This window comes from Pseudomonas sp. NBRC 111133, assembly GCF_001320605.1.
GTDB lineage: Bacteria > Pseudomonadota > Gammaproteobacteria > Pseudomonadales > Pseudomonadaceae > Aquipseudomonas > Aquipseudomonas monteilii.
In genome coordinates, this window is record NZ_BCBJ01000009.1 from 16,325 (window position 1) to 29,737 (window position 13,413).

The 13,413-nt window shown below is 64.2% G+C and carries 17 protein-coding genes; 5 read left to right on the forward strand and 12 right to left on the reverse strand.

The features are described 5' to 3' along the window. Nucleotides 1–117: 117 nt before the first annotated feature. Complete coding sequence (gene ffh / locus APH36_RS02790) at nt 118–1,494, reverse strand: signal recognition particle protein (protein ID WP_060497394.1); 1,377 nt, start codon at nt 1,492–1,494, stop codon at nt 118–120. 313 nt (nt 1,495–1,807) lie between these two features. Here ffh and APH36_RS02795 point away from each other — a divergent pair, with 313 nt between their 5' ends. The 3 genes from APH36_RS02795 (at nt 1,808) to APH36_RS02805 (ending at nt 5,409) form a co-directional block, all read left to right on the forward strand. Beyond that, on the forward strand, nt 1,808–2,617 hold the full coding sequence (locus tag APH36_RS02795; protein ID WP_060497395.1) for an inner membrane protein YpjD: 810 nt from the start codon (nt 1,808–1,810) through the stop codon (nt 2,615–2,617). Nucleotides 2,618–2,626: 9 nt separating this feature from the next. Next, nucleotides 2,627–3,832, forward strand: coding sequence for a transporter associated domain-containing protein (locus tag APH36_RS02800; RefSeq protein ID WP_060497396.1), 1,206 nt, complete (start codon nt 2,627–2,629; stop codon nt 3,830–3,832). Nucleotides 3,833–4,107: 275 nt separating this feature from the next. After that, nucleotides 4,108–5,409 carry an MFS transporter gene (locus APH36_RS02805; RefSeq protein ID WP_060497397.1) on the forward strand — a complete coding sequence of 434 codons (1,302 nt, stop codon included), beginning with the start codon at nt 4,108–4,110 and terminating at the stop codon, nt 5,407–5,409. Between the two features lie 39 nt (nt 5,410–5,448). Here the strand turns inward: APH36_RS02805 and purT are convergent, their stop codons facing one another. The 5 genes from purT to APH36_RS02830 all read right to left on the reverse strand — a co-directional run bounded on the left by purT (nt 5,449) and on the right by APH36_RS02830 (nt 8,627). Then, a complete protein-coding gene (gene purT / locus APH36_RS02810) occupies nt 5,449–6,630 on the reverse strand; it encodes a formate-dependent phosphoribosylglycinamide formyltransferase (protein ID WP_060497398.1) in 1,182 nt (393 codons plus the stop codon). A 76-nt stretch (nt 6,631–6,706) separates the two neighbouring features. Further along, the gene (locus APH36_RS02815; protein ID WP_060497399.1) at nt 6,707–7,174 is read right to left on the reverse strand and encodes a VUT family protein; all 468 of its coding nucleotides are present in this window, start codon (nt 7,172–7,174) and stop codon (nt 6,707–6,709) included. 97 nt (nt 7,175–7,271) lie between these two features. Then, the gene (locus APH36_RS02820) at nt 7,272–7,469 is read right to left on the reverse strand and encodes a DUF1289 domain-containing protein (protein ID WP_060497400.1); all 198 of its coding nucleotides are present in this window, start codon (nt 7,467–7,469) and stop codon (nt 7,272–7,274) included. After that, a complete protein-coding gene (locus tag APH36_RS02825) occupies nt 7,459–7,983 on the reverse strand; it encodes a gamma carbonic anhydrase family protein (RefSeq protein WP_060497401.1) in 525 nt (174 codons plus the stop codon). Before APH36_RS02825 ends, APH36_RS02820 begins: the two co-directional genes overlap by 11 nt. Nucleotides 7,984–8,027: 44 nt before the next feature. Then, nucleotides 8,028–8,627: a CoA pyrophosphatase gene (locus APH36_RS02830; protein WP_060497402.1), complete on the reverse strand. Its 600-nt coding sequence runs from the start codon at nt 8,625–8,627 to the stop codon at nt 8,028–8,030. A 123-nt stretch (nt 8,628–8,750) separates the two neighbouring features. On the opposite strand from APH36_RS02830, the gene APH36_RS02835 reads away from it, so the two are divergent. Beyond that, on the forward strand, nt 8,751–9,308 hold the full coding sequence (locus APH36_RS02835) for an NUDIX hydrolase (RefSeq protein WP_060497403.1): 558 nt from the start codon (nt 8,751–8,753) through the stop codon (nt 9,306–9,308). A gap of 24 nt (nt 9,309–9,332) precedes the next feature. Next, nucleotides 9,333–9,887: a murein L,D-transpeptidase family protein gene (locus APH36_RS02840; protein WP_060497404.1), complete on the forward strand. Its 555-nt coding sequence runs from the start codon at nt 9,333–9,335 to the stop codon at nt 9,885–9,887. 30 nt (nt 9,888–9,917) lie between these two features. Here APH36_RS02840 and APH36_RS02845 read toward each other — a convergent pair whose 3' ends face one another. From APH36_RS02845 to gspH, 6 genes are read right to left on the reverse strand one after another with little or no spacing between them, the layout of a single operon-like run. Further along, nucleotides 9,918–10,577, reverse strand: coding sequence for a hypothetical protein (locus tag APH36_RS02845; RefSeq protein WP_060497405.1), 660 nt, complete (start codon nt 10,575–10,577; stop codon nt 9,918–9,920). Then, complete coding sequence (gene gspM, locus APH36_RS02850) at nt 10,574–10,960, reverse strand: type II secretion system protein GspM (RefSeq protein WP_060497406.1); 387 nt, start codon at nt 10,958–10,960, stop codon at nt 10,574–10,576. The genes APH36_RS02845 and gspM overlap by 4 nt, the downstream gene beginning before the upstream one ends. Continuing rightward, nucleotides 10,957–12,033 (reverse strand): GspL/Epsl periplasmic domain-containing protein, encoded by a 1,077-nt coding sequence (locus tag APH36_RS02855; RefSeq protein ID WP_060497418.1) that lies wholly within the window; start codon nt 12,031–12,033, stop codon nt 10,957–10,959. Before APH36_RS02855 ends, gspM begins: the two co-directional genes overlap by 4 nt. Beyond that, the gene (locus APH36_RS02860) at nt 12,030–12,620 is read right to left on the reverse strand and encodes a prepilin-type N-terminal cleavage/methylation domain-containing protein (RefSeq protein WP_060497407.1); all 591 of its coding nucleotides are present in this window, start codon (nt 12,618–12,620) and stop codon (nt 12,030–12,032) included. The genes APH36_RS02855 and APH36_RS02860 overlap by 4 nt, the downstream gene beginning before the upstream one ends. Continuing rightward, nucleotides 12,617–12,985 carry a type II secretion system protein GspI gene (locus tag APH36_RS02865; RefSeq protein WP_060497408.1) on the reverse strand — a complete coding sequence of 123 codons (369 nt, stop codon included), beginning with the start codon at nt 12,983–12,985 and terminating at the stop codon, nt 12,617–12,619. Before APH36_RS02865 ends, APH36_RS02860 begins: the two co-directional genes overlap by 4 nt. Next, complete coding sequence (gene gspH / locus APH36_RS02870; protein ID WP_060497409.1) at nt 12,982–13,413, reverse strand: type II secretion system minor pseudopilin GspH; 432 nt, start codon at nt 13,411–13,413, stop codon at nt 12,982–12,984. The genes APH36_RS02865 and gspH overlap by 4 nt, the downstream gene beginning before the upstream one ends.

The window sequence follows — 13,413 nt, forward strand, 5'->3', positions numbered from 1 at the left end:
AGGCTTTGCCCCACCGTCCAGATTTGCCGGTTGCGCCGCGAAATTCGCGGCCGTTGCCCCGCCGAGACGGGGGTTCTGGGCGCCTGCCCGATAAACGGCAGGCGCCCGGAATAGGTGTTACAGCTTCGGCATGCCGCCGCCAGGCAGCATACCGCCCAGGCCGCGCATCATCTTGGCCATGCCGCCTTTGGCAGAGAATTTCTTCATCATCTTCTGCATCTGCTTGTGCTGTTTGATCAGCCGGCCGATGTCCTGCACCTGGGTACCGGAACCCAGGGCGATACGGCGCTTGCGCGAACCGCTGATCAGGTCAGGGTCGCGGCGCTCGGCCGGGGTCATGGAGTTGATGATCGCTTCCATCTGCTTGAACTGCTTCTCGGCGGCGCCTTGTGCGTTACCCATCTGCGACAGGTTGACCCCACCGATGCTCGGCAGCTTGTCCATCAGACCGCCAAGGCCGCCCATGTTCTTCATTTGTTGCAGCTGGTCACGGAAGTCTTCGAGGTCGAAGCCTTTGCCTTTCTTCAGCTTCTTGGCCAGCTTGTCGGCCTTGGCCTTGTCGATGGTCTGCTCGGCCTGCTCGATCAGGCTGAGCACGTCGCCCATGCCGAGGATGCGCGAAGCGACGCGGTCGGGGTGGAACGGCTCGAGGGCCTCGGTCTTCTCGCCCATACCGATGAACTTGATCGGCTTGCCGGTAATGGCGCGCACCGACAGCGCAGCACCGCCACGGGCATCACCGTCGACCTTGGTCAGCACCACGCCGGTCAGTGGCAGCGCCTCGCCAAACGCCTTGGCGGTGTTGGCGGCGTCCTGGCCGGTCATGGCGTCAACCACGAACAGGGTCTCGATCGGCTTGACCGCAGCGTGCAGCGCCTTGATCTCATTCATCATGTCGGCGTCGATGTGCAGACGGCCGGCGGTGTCGACGATGACCACGTCGATGAATTTCAGCTTGGCTTCGCGGATAGCCGCTTCGGCAATGGCCACCGGCTTCTGGCTGATGTCGGACGGGAAGAAGGTGACGCCGATGTCGTTGGCCAGGGTTTCCAGCTGCTTGATCGCCGCCGGGCGGTAAACGTCGGCGGACACCACCATCACGCTCTTTTTCTTGCGCTCTTTAAGGAAGCGCGCCAGCTTGCCGGCGGTGGTGGTCTTACCGGCGCCCTGCAGGCCGGCCATGAGCACGACGGCTGGCGGGGCGGCGTTCAGCGCGAGGTCTTCGTTGGCCGCGCCCATCAGGCTTTCCAGCTCGGCCTGGACGATCTTCACGAACGCCTGGCCCGGGGTGAGGCTGCGCGACACTTCGGTGCCGACCGCACGCTCCTTGACGCTGTTGACGAAATCCTTGACCACCGGCAGGGCAACGTCGGCCTCGAGCAGGGCCATGCGCACTTCGCGCAGCGTGTCCTTGATGTTGTCTTCGGTCAGCTTGGCCTTGCCGGTGACATGGCGCAGCGTCTGTGACAGGCGGTCGGTCAGGTTTTCGAACATGGTGATCCTTTCAGGCCCAGTAAAAGCCGAGGTTTGTCAGGCGCCCTGGGGGAAATACACACCCGCCGGGCACAGCAAGGCGGCGATTATAGCGAAGTGCGGCGGCGGCGCACACCTTGGGAGATGGTCGGTGGCAATACAGGCCTCTTCGCGGGCTCGCCCGCTCCCACAGGATCTTCACCACTTTCGGAGCCTGTGCAGGAGCTGTGGGAGCGGGCGTGCCCGCGAATGCCCTGACACAAGCCATCAGTCTTCCTAGAGCAGCGGAATCTATGCCAAACTCCGTCTCTTTAAGGCTCGCCAACCAGGACTTATGGTCTCCTCACCCAGCCTCATCCCCAACCTGATCGCCGCCGGCCTCTATATAGCCGCAGCCATCTACCAGGGCACGCACCTTGCCCAGGGCCGCAAGGCCGACAAGCGTCTGCCTGGCCTGCTGGGTGCCTTCGCGGTGCTGGCCCAGGCCGGTGCACTGTTCTTCCAGCTGATCACCCCGCTGGGCCTGAGCCTGGACTTCTTCAGTGCCGCCAGCCTGATCGCCGTAGCCGTCATTGCCCTGACCCTGCTGGCCTGCCTGCGCATCCCGGTGGAAAACCTGCTGGTGCTGCTGTTCCCGCTGGGTGCGGTAACCGCGCTGCTGGCCCAGTTCGCGCCACCCGGCACGGTGCCGCTGATCAACGAAGAACCTGGCATCCTCGCGCACATCCTGCTGTCGATCCTGGCCTACGGGCTGTTCACCATCGCAGTGTTCCAGTCGCTGCTGTTGCTGCTGCAGGACCGCCAGCTGAAGAACAAGCACCCGTCCGGGCTGATCCGCAACTTCCCGCCCCTGCAAACCATGGAAAGCCTGCTGTTCGGCTTCCTCTGGGCCGGCTGGTGCCTGTTGTCGCTGTCGCTGATCTCTGGCTGGCTGTTCCTCGACAACCTGTTCGCCCAGCACCTGGTGCACAAGACCTTGCTGGCCTGTGTCGCCTGGGTGGTGTTCAGCGTACTGCTGTGGGGCCGCACCCGCCTCGGCTGGCGTGGCCACAAGGCTATCCGCTGGACGCTGGCCGGTTTCTGCCTGCTGATGCTGGCCTACTTCGGCAGCAAGCTGGTTCGCGAATTCATCCTGCATATCTGACGGCCGCCCATGGACACCCTGCCGTACGCACCGCTATTCGGCACCCTCGCACTGGCCCTGTTGTGGTCAGCACTGTTCACTGCCGTGGATGCCGCCCGCCTGCAGCTCAATGGCTCGCTGCGCACCCACGAAGACGGCACGCTCGCCCTGCCGGCCCAGGCCCTGGTGCTGTGCGCCAGCCTCGGCAAGCTGCTGGTACTAGGCCTGGCCTGCCTGCTGGGCCAGCGTCATAGCGGCGAGCACGGCTTCTGGCTGGCGGGGTTGGCCGCTACCTTCACCTTGCTGGTTTTTGCCGAGTACCTGCCACGGCGCCTGGCCCGGCGCAACCCACAGGCGTTCGTCAGCCTGGGGGCCAGCCTGCTGAAAGTGCCCCTCGCCCTGCTGCAGCCGCTGGCCTGCATGCTGGACGGCTTCGCCAAACTGCTGCTGCGCCCGTTCCGCGTGCAACCAACCGCTGTGGCCCTGCACCCGCAGGAAGCCGATGATTTCGACGAAGACGAAGAACACGAAACACCTCGCCACGGGCTGCTCGACGGCCTGCAATCGCTGGACAAGATCACCGTCAATGACATCCTGGTGCCGCGCAATGAAGTGGACGGCATCAACCTCGACGAGCCGATCGAGCGCATCATCGAGCAGCTGATCGTCAGCCGCCACACCCGCCTGCCGGTCTACCACAACGACATCAACCAGGTTGAGGCGATCCTCAACACCAAACTGATCAGCCACCTGCTACCCAAGGCCGAACTGACCCTTGAGGCGCTGCACAGCGCCTGCTACGAACCCTATTTCGTGCCGGAAAGCACGCCGCTGCAAATGCAGCTGCTGAACTTTCACAAGCAACAGCGCCGGCTGGGCGTGGTGGTGGATGAGTACGGCGAGGTGCTGGGCATTGTCACCCTGGAAGACATCCTCGAAGAGATCGTCGGCGAGTTCGAGGACGAGCAAAGCCTGGACAACCCCCATGTACACCCGCAGCCCGATGGCACGTTCGTCATCGATGGCACCGCTTCTCTACGCGAAATCAACCGAACCCTGGGCTGGCACCTGCCCTGCGACGGTGGGCCGAAAACCCTCAACGGGCTGGTGACCGAAGCGCTGGAGAGCATCCCGGAAAGCGCCGTTTGCCTGAAGATCGGCCGCTATCGCCTGGAAATCCTCGAAACAGAGGACAATTGTGCCAGCAAGGTACTGGTGTGGACCGTGACCCGATAGCTATACTCGGGTCACGCTTACCCAGCCCCGCCGTCCCGCCTGCTACCCGCACCCGGCGCTACACGGCCAGTCCGCTCCACTGACACGCCCTGCGGTCCTGCTTCAACACCCCGAACAGAGCCCGCCACGCCCCTATCCCCCTTGGGCTATCGTCAGTCGGGCGCACACAACAACAAAACGCTCCGGCGTCCGCGCATCTATGCCTGCCCTTTTGCATTGCACATCGTCGCGGGCAAAGCCCATGGAGCCGGACCAGACTGTTAGGGACCTACTTAATGACAACCAGCAGCACCTATGCCGAAGCGCCTGCCGCGCCGGTCAACTCGCCGGCACGGGTGGCCACTGCCAGCTTTATCGGCACTGCCATCGAGTTCTACGACTTTTACGTTTACGCCACCGCCGCTGCCCTGGTGATCGGCCCGGTGTTCTTCCCGTCGGGGTCGGGCACTGCGCAGATGCTGGCGGCGTTCCTCACCTTTGGTATTGCCTTCCTTGCCCGCCCATTGGGCTCGGCGCTGTTCGGGCATTTCGGCGACCGCATCGGCCGTAAATCAACCTTGGTCGCCTCGCTGCTGCTGATGGGTGTGTCCACCACGGCCATTGGCGTGCTGCCAGGCTATGACAGCATTGGCGTGTGGGCGCCGATCATCCTCTGCCTGCTGCGCTTTGGCCAAGGCCTGGGCCTGGGCGGTGAATGGGGTGGCGCGGCGCTGCTGGCCACCGAGAACGCCCCGGCAGGCAAACGTGCCTGGTTCGGCATGTTCCCGCAACTTGGGCCGTCGATCGGCTTTTTGGCTGCCAACGGCCTGTTCCTGACCCTGGCCCTGGTGCTCAGCGACGAGCAGTTCCGTGAGTGGGGCTGGCGTGTTCCGTTCCTGCTCAGCGCTGCGCTGGTGCTGGTGGGGCTCTATGTACGTCTGAAGCTTGAAGAAAGCCCGGTATTCGCCAAGGCCGTTGCCCGCCACGAGCGGGTGAAAATGCCGGTGGTCGACCTGTTTTCCAAGTACTGGGTGCCAACCCTGCTGGGCGCTGCGGCCATGGTGGTGTGCTACGCGCTGTTTTACATCTCTACAGTGTTCTCGCTGAGCTATGGCGTGACCACACTGGGCTACAGCCGCGAGACGTTCCTTGGCCTGCTGTGCTTCGCGGTGGTGTTCATGGCCTTGGCCACACCGCTGTCGGCCTGGCTCAGCGACCGTTACGGGCGCAAGCCGGTGCTGATCGTCGGTGGCCTGCTGGCGGTGGCTTCGGGCTTTACCATGGAACCGCTGCTGACCTCGGGCTCGACCACCGGTGTGGCGCTGTTCCTGGCCATCGAGCTGTTCCTGATGGGCGTGACCTTTGCGCCGATGGGGGCACTGCTGCCTGAACTGTTCCCGACCCACGTGCGTTATACCGGCGCTTCGGCGGCGTATAACCTGGGCGGGATCGTCGGGGCTTCGGCGGCACCGTTCTTTGCCCAGAAGCTGGTGAACATGGGTGGGTTGAGCTGGGTGGGAGGGTATGTGTCGGCGGCGGCGGTGATCAGCCTGATTGCTGTGCTGTGCCTGAAAGAGACCTGTAACACCGAACTTTGAGAAAGCTGGGGCTGCTTTGCAGCCCCACACGGTCTCAGATCAGAACTCGACCTTGACCGCTTGCGATGCACGGGTCGCCTTGGCGCGCGCCAATTCAACCGATTCATCACGCGCCAGGCACACGCCCATGCGGCGGGTACCGTTGATTTCCGGCTTGCCGAACAGGCGAATGGCGGTATCCGGCTCGCTCAGCGCTGCGCCCAGGTTGGCGAAGCTGGTCTGCTGCGACTGCCCTTCCGGCAGGATGACCGCCGAGGCCGACGGGCCAAACTGGCGCACCACCGGAATCGGCAGGCCGAGAATGGCACGGGCATGCAGGGCGAACTGCGACAGGTCCTGGGAAATCAGGGTGACCAGGCCGGTGTCATGCGGGCGCGGCGACACTTCGCTGAACCACACCTGGTCGCCCTTCACGAACAGTTCCACGCCAAACAGCCCGCGACCGCCCAGGGCATCGGTGACTGACTTGGCCACGCGCTGCGACTCGGCCAGCGCTTTCGGGCTCATGGCCTGTGGCTGCCACGACTCCTGATAGTCGCCCTTCTCCTGGCGGTGGCCAACCGGCTCCAGGAAGGTGGTACCACCGACGTGGCGTACCGTCAGCAGGGTGATTTCGTATTCAAAGTCGATGAAGCCCTCGACGATCACCCGGCCCTTGCCAGCGCGGCCGCCTTCCTGGGCGTAGTCCCACGCTTTCTGCAAGTCGGCATCGCTGCGCAGCAGGCTCTGGCCCTTGCCCGACGAGCTCATTACTGGCTTGACCACGCACGGGTAGCCGACATCGGCCACGCCCTTGGCGAAGTCTTCATAGGTGTCGGCAAAGTGGTACGGCGACGTCGGCAGGTCCAGCTCTTCAGCGGCCAGGCGGCGGATGCCTTCACGGTTCATGGTCAACTGCGTAGCACGGGCAGTAGGCACCACGTTGAAACCTTCGCTTTCCAGCTCGACCAGGGTGGCGGTGGCGATGGCTTCGATTTCAGGGACGATATAGTGCGGCTTCTCTGCCTCGATCACAGCGCGCAGGGCAACACCATCGAGCATGTTGACCACATGGCTGCGGTGCGCCACCTGCATGGCCGGGGCATCGGCGTAGCGGTCGACGGCGATCACTTCGACGCCCAGGCGCTGCAGCTCGATCACCACTTCCTTGCCCAACTCGCCACAGCCGCACAGCAGTACACGGGTCGCGGTTGGCGACAAAGGGGTTCCGATACGGGTCATTTCAGGTCCTCGAAGGCGTCCGGGGCCGCGCCAGCCTGTGCGCCGCCCGCTGAAAAAGGACCACTATTCTACACCATCAGCCCGCAACGGCGGCGCGCCGGGCGCGAAATGCCATGGCCAGCCACACGGCGGTGACACCGGCAAACTTCGAGGCCATGGCGGTACCGACTATCGCAGGCGTCAGGGCGCCGATCATGCCGAAGAAGATGAAGGTATCCACCGGAATGCTCAGTGCCGAGCTCAGCCACAGGCGGTCGCGCAGCGGCCGGCGGGTGATGCTGAACACCAGCCAGTCGATCAGCTCGGAAATGAAGAACGCGGTGGCGCTGGCCAAGGCGATGGCCGGCTCCGAGGTGACGTAGGACAGCACCAGGGCCACCAGCATGGCCACCAGGGCGCCGTGGCCGAAGCGGGTCTGCACCATGTCGCGCAGGATGAACACCAGACCGCCCCAGGCGGACCAGATGATGTCCAGGTGCGGGGCGCTAGAGAAGGCGTAGTTGATCAGCACTACGCTGCTGATGTAGGCAATCAGATAGAACATGGCGAGTCGTCTGTGGGCAAGCCCTACAGATTACCGCTGGCTTCATCGTGGGTAAACCCGCGAACACCGGCAAGGCCGGTGCTACCAACGCGGTGCATCAGAGAATCAGCCCGGCCTCTACTGCCCTTTCATGGCAAAGCTTGAGCACCGCCCGCCGCTCTTCATTGTCCATCCGCCCCCAGCGGCCAATCTCAGCCACGGTACGCTGGCACCCGGTGCAGATATCCTGCTCGTCCAGCGCACAAATGCTCACGCACGGCGAGGCTACCGGCCGCTCTGCAACATCACTCATCATCAACCACCAGTTCCTGCGCATAACGCCGGGCATTATGCACATAGTGCGCGGCGCTGGCTTCGAGCATGCGCTTCTGCTGCTCGGTCAACTCACGTACCACCTTGCCCGGAGAGCCCATCACCAGCGACCCATCGGGTATTTCCTTGCCCTCGGCGATCAGTGCATTTGCGCCGATGATGCAGTGTTTGCCGATGCGCGCGCCGTTGAGGATCACCGCATTGATACCGACCAGGCTGTAGTCGCCCACCGTGCAGCCATGCAGCATGGCGTTGTGGCCAACGGTCACACCCTTGCCCAAGGTCAGCGGCGAGCCCATGTCGGTGTGCATCACCGTGCCATCCTGCACGTTGCTGCCCTCGCCAATGTCGATCAGCTCGTTATCCCCGCGCAGTACCGCGCCAAACCATACGCTGGCATCGGCCTGCAGGCGCACGCTGCCAATCAGTGTGGCGTTGGGTGCGGCCCAACTGGTGGGGTGGCTCTCGACCCGCAGGTCGCCCAGGCGGTATTTCATGCTTGCTCCTCAGGCTGGAACGCAGACGGCGGGGTTGGCCCCGCTCAGTTTTCGATGTAACGCTCAGGGGGCTGGTGCAGGCTGATGCCGGCATCGAACAACACGTTGACCAGTTCCACGATCATGATCGCCGACAACCCCCAGATCTTGTAGTCGCCATAGCGGTAGCTGGGCACATACCAGCTGCGCCCCTGGTAATCGATACGGTGGGTATGGTCGCGTGGGTCCTGGCGGAAGAATTCCAGCGGCACGGTGAATACTGCCGCGATTTCGGCGTCGTTGGCGCGGTATTCGACGAAGTCGGGAATAACCCCGACGAATGGCGTCACTTTAAGGCCATGCAGCGAAATCAGCGGGCTGAGCGGGCCGATCACTTCCACCAGCCCCGGCGGCAGACCGATTTCTTCTTCGGCTTCACGGAGCGCGGTGAACACCAGGTCGGGGTCTTCCGGGTCGCGACGGCCACCAGGAAAGGCCACTTCGCCACCATGTGTGGACAGGCCCTTGGCGCGCAAGGTAAGGACCAGTTCGGGCGCTTCGCTGCGGGTAATGGGCAAAAGAACCGCCGCTTCAGGGAACCGCCGGTCGGTTTCCAATGATGCGGGTTGGTGGTTGCTCATTCGGCGAAGTAGCTCGTCCAGCATTGCGCACACTCGTATCCAAGGCCTGCCTTGCATGATGCACCAAAGCCGCGAAGCACCCAAGCCCCTGCGCTTGCGGCGGCCTTGCCGACACGCCAAGATAGCCCCAGGCAAAAGGACCTACACATGAAATTCTGCAGCGCGTGCGGCCAGCCAGTCATACAGCGGATCCCCGAAGGCGACAGCCGCCTGCGGTATATCTGCGAGTCTTGCCAGACCATCCACTACCAGAACCCCAACATCGTTGCTGGGGTGTTGCCCACCTGGGGCAGCCAGGTGCTGCTGTGCCGGCGCGCCATCGAGCCACGTCGGAGTTACTGGACGTTGCCCGCCGGCTTCATGGAGAACGGCGAAACCCTAGACCAGGCCGCCCGTCGCGAAACGGTCGAGGAAGCCTGCGCCCGGGTCGGGTCGATGAGCCTGTACCAACTGTTTGATTTGCCGCACATCAACCAGGTGCATGTGTTCTTCCGCGCCGAGCTGGCGGACCTTGCCTTTGATGTGGGTGTCGAAAGCCTGGAAGTGCGCTTGTTCGAAGAACATGAGATACCGTGGGGCGAGCTGGCTTTCCGCACCGTCACGCGCACACTAGAATGCTACTATCGCGACCGCATCGGGCATCACTACCCCATTGGCCATGAGTACCTGCCGCCGATGAACGTCTCGACCACGACCTCTACATAGAAAAGCCTTCAGGGATACCGTTACATGCGTTGGTTGCTTGCCCTTTTCTGCCTTTGCGTTACCTCGGTGTCCCAGGCGGCCTTCACCGAGACCATCATCCGCAAGCCCGTACCGGCAGCGCAAACGCCTTCGCTTTCGCAGCAGGCCATGCAACCGCTGATCGACAAGGTGCTGGTGATCAAGTCCGAGCGCCGCCTGCAGCTGATCAGCCGTGGCGAGCCGCTGAAAACCTACCGCATTTCCCTGGGCAAGCAGCCCAAGGGCGCCAAAGAGCGCGAAGGCGACAAAAAAACCCCCGAAGGCCTGTACTGGCTGGACTGGCGCAAGCAAAGCGACCGCTTCAACCTGGCCATGCACATCAATTACCCGAACGTCAGCGACGCCGCCCGTGCCACCCGCGAAGGGGTGAGTGCCGGCAGCATGATCATGATCCACGGCACGCCGATCAACGACGAATACCCGGAATGGTACTTCCATACCCTGGACTGGACCGATGGCTGCATTGCCATGCGTAACCGTGACATGCAGGAAGTGTGGGACCTGGTGCGGGATGGGACGTTGATCGAGATTCGGCCTTAGCCCTGCAAGCAAGTACCCGCTTCGACAGGTTTACCAGCGTAACTCCCGCTGCCCTGCCAACGCCTGCGGCCCCAGCCACTGCGCCCCCCGCAACAAGGGCGTCAACGCAGCCTCCGGTTGCAACTCGAATACCAGCTGCACCCGACGCCTTGGCAGGTCAGCATCCACGGCCAACTGATGTTGCCCCTGCTGCGCCAGTTGACCACGCAGGCGCCAGCCACTGCGGCAGTCCATTTCCAGCCAGCCCTGCCCCAGGCCCAGCGACCAGGGTTCGCTCAGTGACAGATCACTCACGGTTACGCGGCCCTCGCTGGACAGGCACTGGCGCCCTACCCCGTTCAGGTGCACTGCGCCCTGCCACTGCCCAGCCAGGCGGTAATCAGCCGCCACCGTAGCCTGGGGCCCCATGGCTGCTACCTCCAGCCGCCAACGCCAAGGCCAGCCTTCGGTACGCAGCTGCCAGGCTTGCCCTTGGAACCCCAGCTGCGCAGTGGCCTGCATGTGCCAAGGCTCCACCGACCAACGCAATGGCCCGACGGGCCCCAACTGTTGTGCGTGACCTTGCCACAGGCTGCCACGGGCATCCTGCATTGGCAGGCCGAGCCCGCGTGCCACCCAGCTGGCAGGTAGCTCCACCAGCAGTGTCAGGGCGAACACGAGCAGCACCCACGCCGCAGCTTTACGGCTCATGGCTGCACCACCAGATCGAAACGTAACACCTTGCCATCCTGCTCCAGCCCCCATTGCAGCGGCTGTGCGCCTTCGGTGCGCAGGGCCTGCAACCAGTCTTGCAACGCCCGCTCATCGGCCACCTGCCCGCGCAGGTGCCAGGTTTTGCCTTGCTCATCGACCTCGGCCAGCGCCACCCGCCGCGCCTCGGCCGACTGCTTCAGACGCTCCATGCTCAAGCCAGGGCCACCCTGCAAACTGGCGGCTTGTTCAGCCAGCCCCTGCCACTGGCTGAGTTCGCGCCATTGCGCCAAGCCACCGCGCAGGGCCAGGAAGGCCAGCAACACGGCAATCAGCAACCAGGCGAACGTCAACCGATAACGCTGCATCCAGTCGCGGTTCATACGGCTGCTCCCAAGTCGAAGATCACTTCGCCACTTAGCACCTGCACGGTTGCGCCAGCAGCGTTGGCCATGTCTTGCCAAGGTGGCACGGCCCCCTCGCCCGCCAACCGCACGCGCCAGCGCTGGCCATCGAAGCGCACGGCTTGCAGGCGCCAGCCGGGGTGATCCCGCAGCCACGCCTGCAACGTAGCCTGCAGGTCTTCGAGCTGGCGTGTGCGCACTTGCTGTTGCAACCCACTTTCACGCAGGCGCTTGAGGGCCTGAGCGGCATGCCGTGGGCTGGCCCGTTCACCTGTCACGGCAATGACCTGGGCGCGCCAGAGTTGCGCCTGGCGCCATTGCTGGCTCAACCACAGGCCGCCCCATACAGCCGCCAGTACCAGGCAAGCCGCCAACAGCCGTTGCTGCGGATGCGAAACAACAGGCAATGAAGGTGCCTTGCGGCCACGCTCGAACAAGCCAGGCAGCGAATCGAGGGGCGCCAGCGCGGTTGGCCAGTCGCCACTCAGTGGCACCTTTTTCAGGTGTGCCCACGGTTGCTGCGGCATTTCTCCCAGTCCATCCGGCCACGCCAGCCAGTGCTCCTGTTCGTCTTCGCCCAACCCTGTGTACAAGGACATGCCGGGTGGGCGCTGCCAGTGCCAAGCAGTGCCTGCTTCTACCGCAGGTAGCAACTGCGGCTCTGCCCAGCAACGCTCCACTTGCAGGCCCCATGCGGCACACTGCCCGCGCCAGCCCTCCAGTTTCTGGCGTGCCACCACCAGCAGACGAAGGTGCCCGGATTCTCGGGCCAGGCAGGCACAGTCCACTTCGTCCGGCGGTTGCAGCAAGCAGTCCTCAAGCAGCAACGACCACTCTTCACGCTTGAGCCCCGGTGGAGCCGGGACGCGGAAGCCGCTGCACGCCTCGGCAGGCAGAATCAGTGCAACCCGGGCTTGCAGGTTCGCCGGTGGCTCACCCTGCCCTTGGCGCTGCACGAGGCCGCTCTCGGTCAGTGCCCAGTGCCAGACAACGCCGGGGCGCAGCAACAACCACGGCTGAGCCGGCGTTCGTCGCCGCCATTCAAATTTCATGAGCGCCCCCACGGGAGGGCGAACGTGCAGACATAGGGGGCTCCATCACGCTGCAATTGCAGGCGCACACCACGGCCGGGATGCGCGGGCTGGTCGGAAGGCCAGGTCAGCCAGCGGCCGCCCTGGTAATAAAGAACGTTCATCCCGCTGACACGGTCGAGCTGTTCGCGTTGTATCCAGCGCGGGGCGGCGGCCGCGTACAGGTCGGCCGAGCTTTCCAGCAGCAGGCGTTGATCGCGGGCCTCAAAGCGCAAGCGTTGGCGCTGCAGGCGCGAGCCGCCCTCGGCCTCTGGCAGGCCGGTGGCGGCGACCCATTGCAATTGGTGGCTTGCCGGTTGCCAGTCCAGCCAGCGGCTGGCCAAGGGCAGGCGCTGGTCATAGACCCGGCGCAGCACCGGGCTGTCGAAGCGGCGCTCCAAGGCCAGGCAGAAGTCCAGCACCGAGGTTTGTTGGCTGGTGACCTGAAGGCGTTCGCGAACCTTGAGCCAGCCGTTGACCAAAGCGACGAGCATGATGCCGAGCAAGGCTGTCAGGGCCAGGGCGACCATCAGCTCGATCAGGGTCAAGCCAGCCTGGCGGCGCTTCATGGGCGCTCCAGAAACACGGTGTACTGGCCCAGCGGCAGGCGCTGGTCACGGTCGGCGAACAGTTGCAGCTCGCCCCGGCGCAGGTCACGCACGCCGGTGCGGCTCAGGTGCAGTTGCCAATGGCACGGCTGGCCGCCCTGGCTCAGCTCGCCGTTAGCCTGATTGGCGGCAGGCCAGAACTGCTCAACGGCGAAGCGGGTTTGCAGCTCACGCGCACACAGCAGGCCAAGGCGATGCTGCTGCAGGTTGTCCTGCACGGCCAAGCGCTGACGCAGGACCTGGCTGGTGATCACCGCCAACACAGCAGCGATCGCCAAGGCTACGGTCACCTCCAGCAAGGTGAAGCCACGCTGACATTGCTTCATGGCGCCACCTGCAAGCGACCATCGCGGCCCCAGGCCCATTGCTGGCTGCCATCGGCCCAGCGCCAGATCACGCTGCCTGACTGTGCCCAGCCATGCGGCGTGAACATCAGGCGCGGCTGCGGGCTGGCGGGCCAGTCCGGGTGCAGGCCCTTGGGCCAGTCGCCCATCGAAACGGCTTCGACGACCCAGGCATTCCCCTCGCGTCGCACAAACTCCGGATGCTGGCCATTCCAGCGCAGCCCGCGCAGTTGCCCGGCATGTCGGGCCAACACGGCCTGCGCTCGGGTTTCCGCCGCCAGGCGCTGCAACGCCTGGTCGACATTGGCTTGACCGCTGCCAAGCCCGGCCACCGCCAGGCCCGTCATCAGGCCGGCGATGGCCAGCACCACCAGCAATTCGATCAGGCTGAAGCCCCGCTGACGGCGCAC

Coding starts and splice junctions, on each gene's coding strand:
- APH36_RS02840 (WP_060497404.1), top strand. CDS start 9,333: ATGCGTTGGTTGCTTGCCCTTTTCTGCCTTTGCGTTACCTCGGTGTCC.
- APH36_RS02815 (WP_060497399.1), bottom strand. CDS start 7,174: ATGTTCTATCTGATTGCCTACATCAGCAGCGTAGTGCTGATCAACTAC.
- APH36_RS02800 (WP_060497396.1), top strand. CDS start 2,627: ATGGACACCCTGCCGTACGCACCGCTATTCGGCACCCTCGCACTGGCC.
- APH36_RS02845 (WP_060497405.1), bottom strand. CDS start 10,577: ATGAGCCGTAAAGCTGCGGCGTGGGTGCTGCTCGTGTTCGCCCTGACA.
- gspM (WP_060497406.1), bottom strand. CDS start 10,960: ATGAACCGCGACTGGATGCAGCGTTATCGGTTGACGTTCGCCTGGTTG.
- APH36_RS02855 (WP_060497418.1), bottom strand. CDS start 12,033: ATGAAATTTGAATGGCGGCGACGAACGCCGGCTCAGCCGTGGTTGTTG.
- APH36_RS02825 (WP_060497401.1), bottom strand. CDS start 7,983: ATGAAATACCGCCTGGGCGACCTGCGGGTCGAGAGCCACCCCACCAGT.
- purT (WP_060497398.1), bottom strand. CDS start 6,630: ATGACCCGTATCGGAACCCCTTTGTCGCCAACCGCGACCCGTGTACTG.
- APH36_RS02830 (WP_060497402.1), bottom strand. CDS start 8,627: ATGCTGGACGAGCTACTTCGCCGAATGAGCAACCACCAACCCGCATCA.
- APH36_RS02795 (WP_060497395.1), top strand. CDS start 1,808: ATGGTCTCCTCACCCAGCCTCATCCCCAACCTGATCGCCGCCGGCCTC.
- APH36_RS02835 (WP_060497403.1), top strand. CDS start 8,751: ATGAAATTCTGCAGCGCGTGCGGCCAGCCAGTCATACAGCGGATCCCC.
- APH36_RS02820 (WP_060497400.1), bottom strand. CDS start 7,469: ATGATGAGTGATGTTGCAGAGCGGCCGGTAGCCTCGCCGTGCGTGAGC.
- ffh (WP_060497394.1), bottom strand. CDS start 1,494: ATGTTCGAAAACCTGACCGACCGCCTGTCACAGACGCTGCGCCATGTC.
- APH36_RS02865 (WP_060497408.1), bottom strand. CDS start 12,985: ATGAAGCAATGTCAGCGTGGCTTCACCTTGCTGGAGGTGACCGTAGCC.
- APH36_RS02860 (WP_060497407.1), bottom strand. CDS start 12,620: ATGAAGCGCCGCCAGGCTGGCTTGACCCTGATCGAGCTGATGGTCGCC.
- APH36_RS02805 (WP_060497397.1), top strand. CDS start 4,108: ATGACAACCAGCAGCACCTATGCCGAAGCGCCTGCCGCGCCGGTCAAC.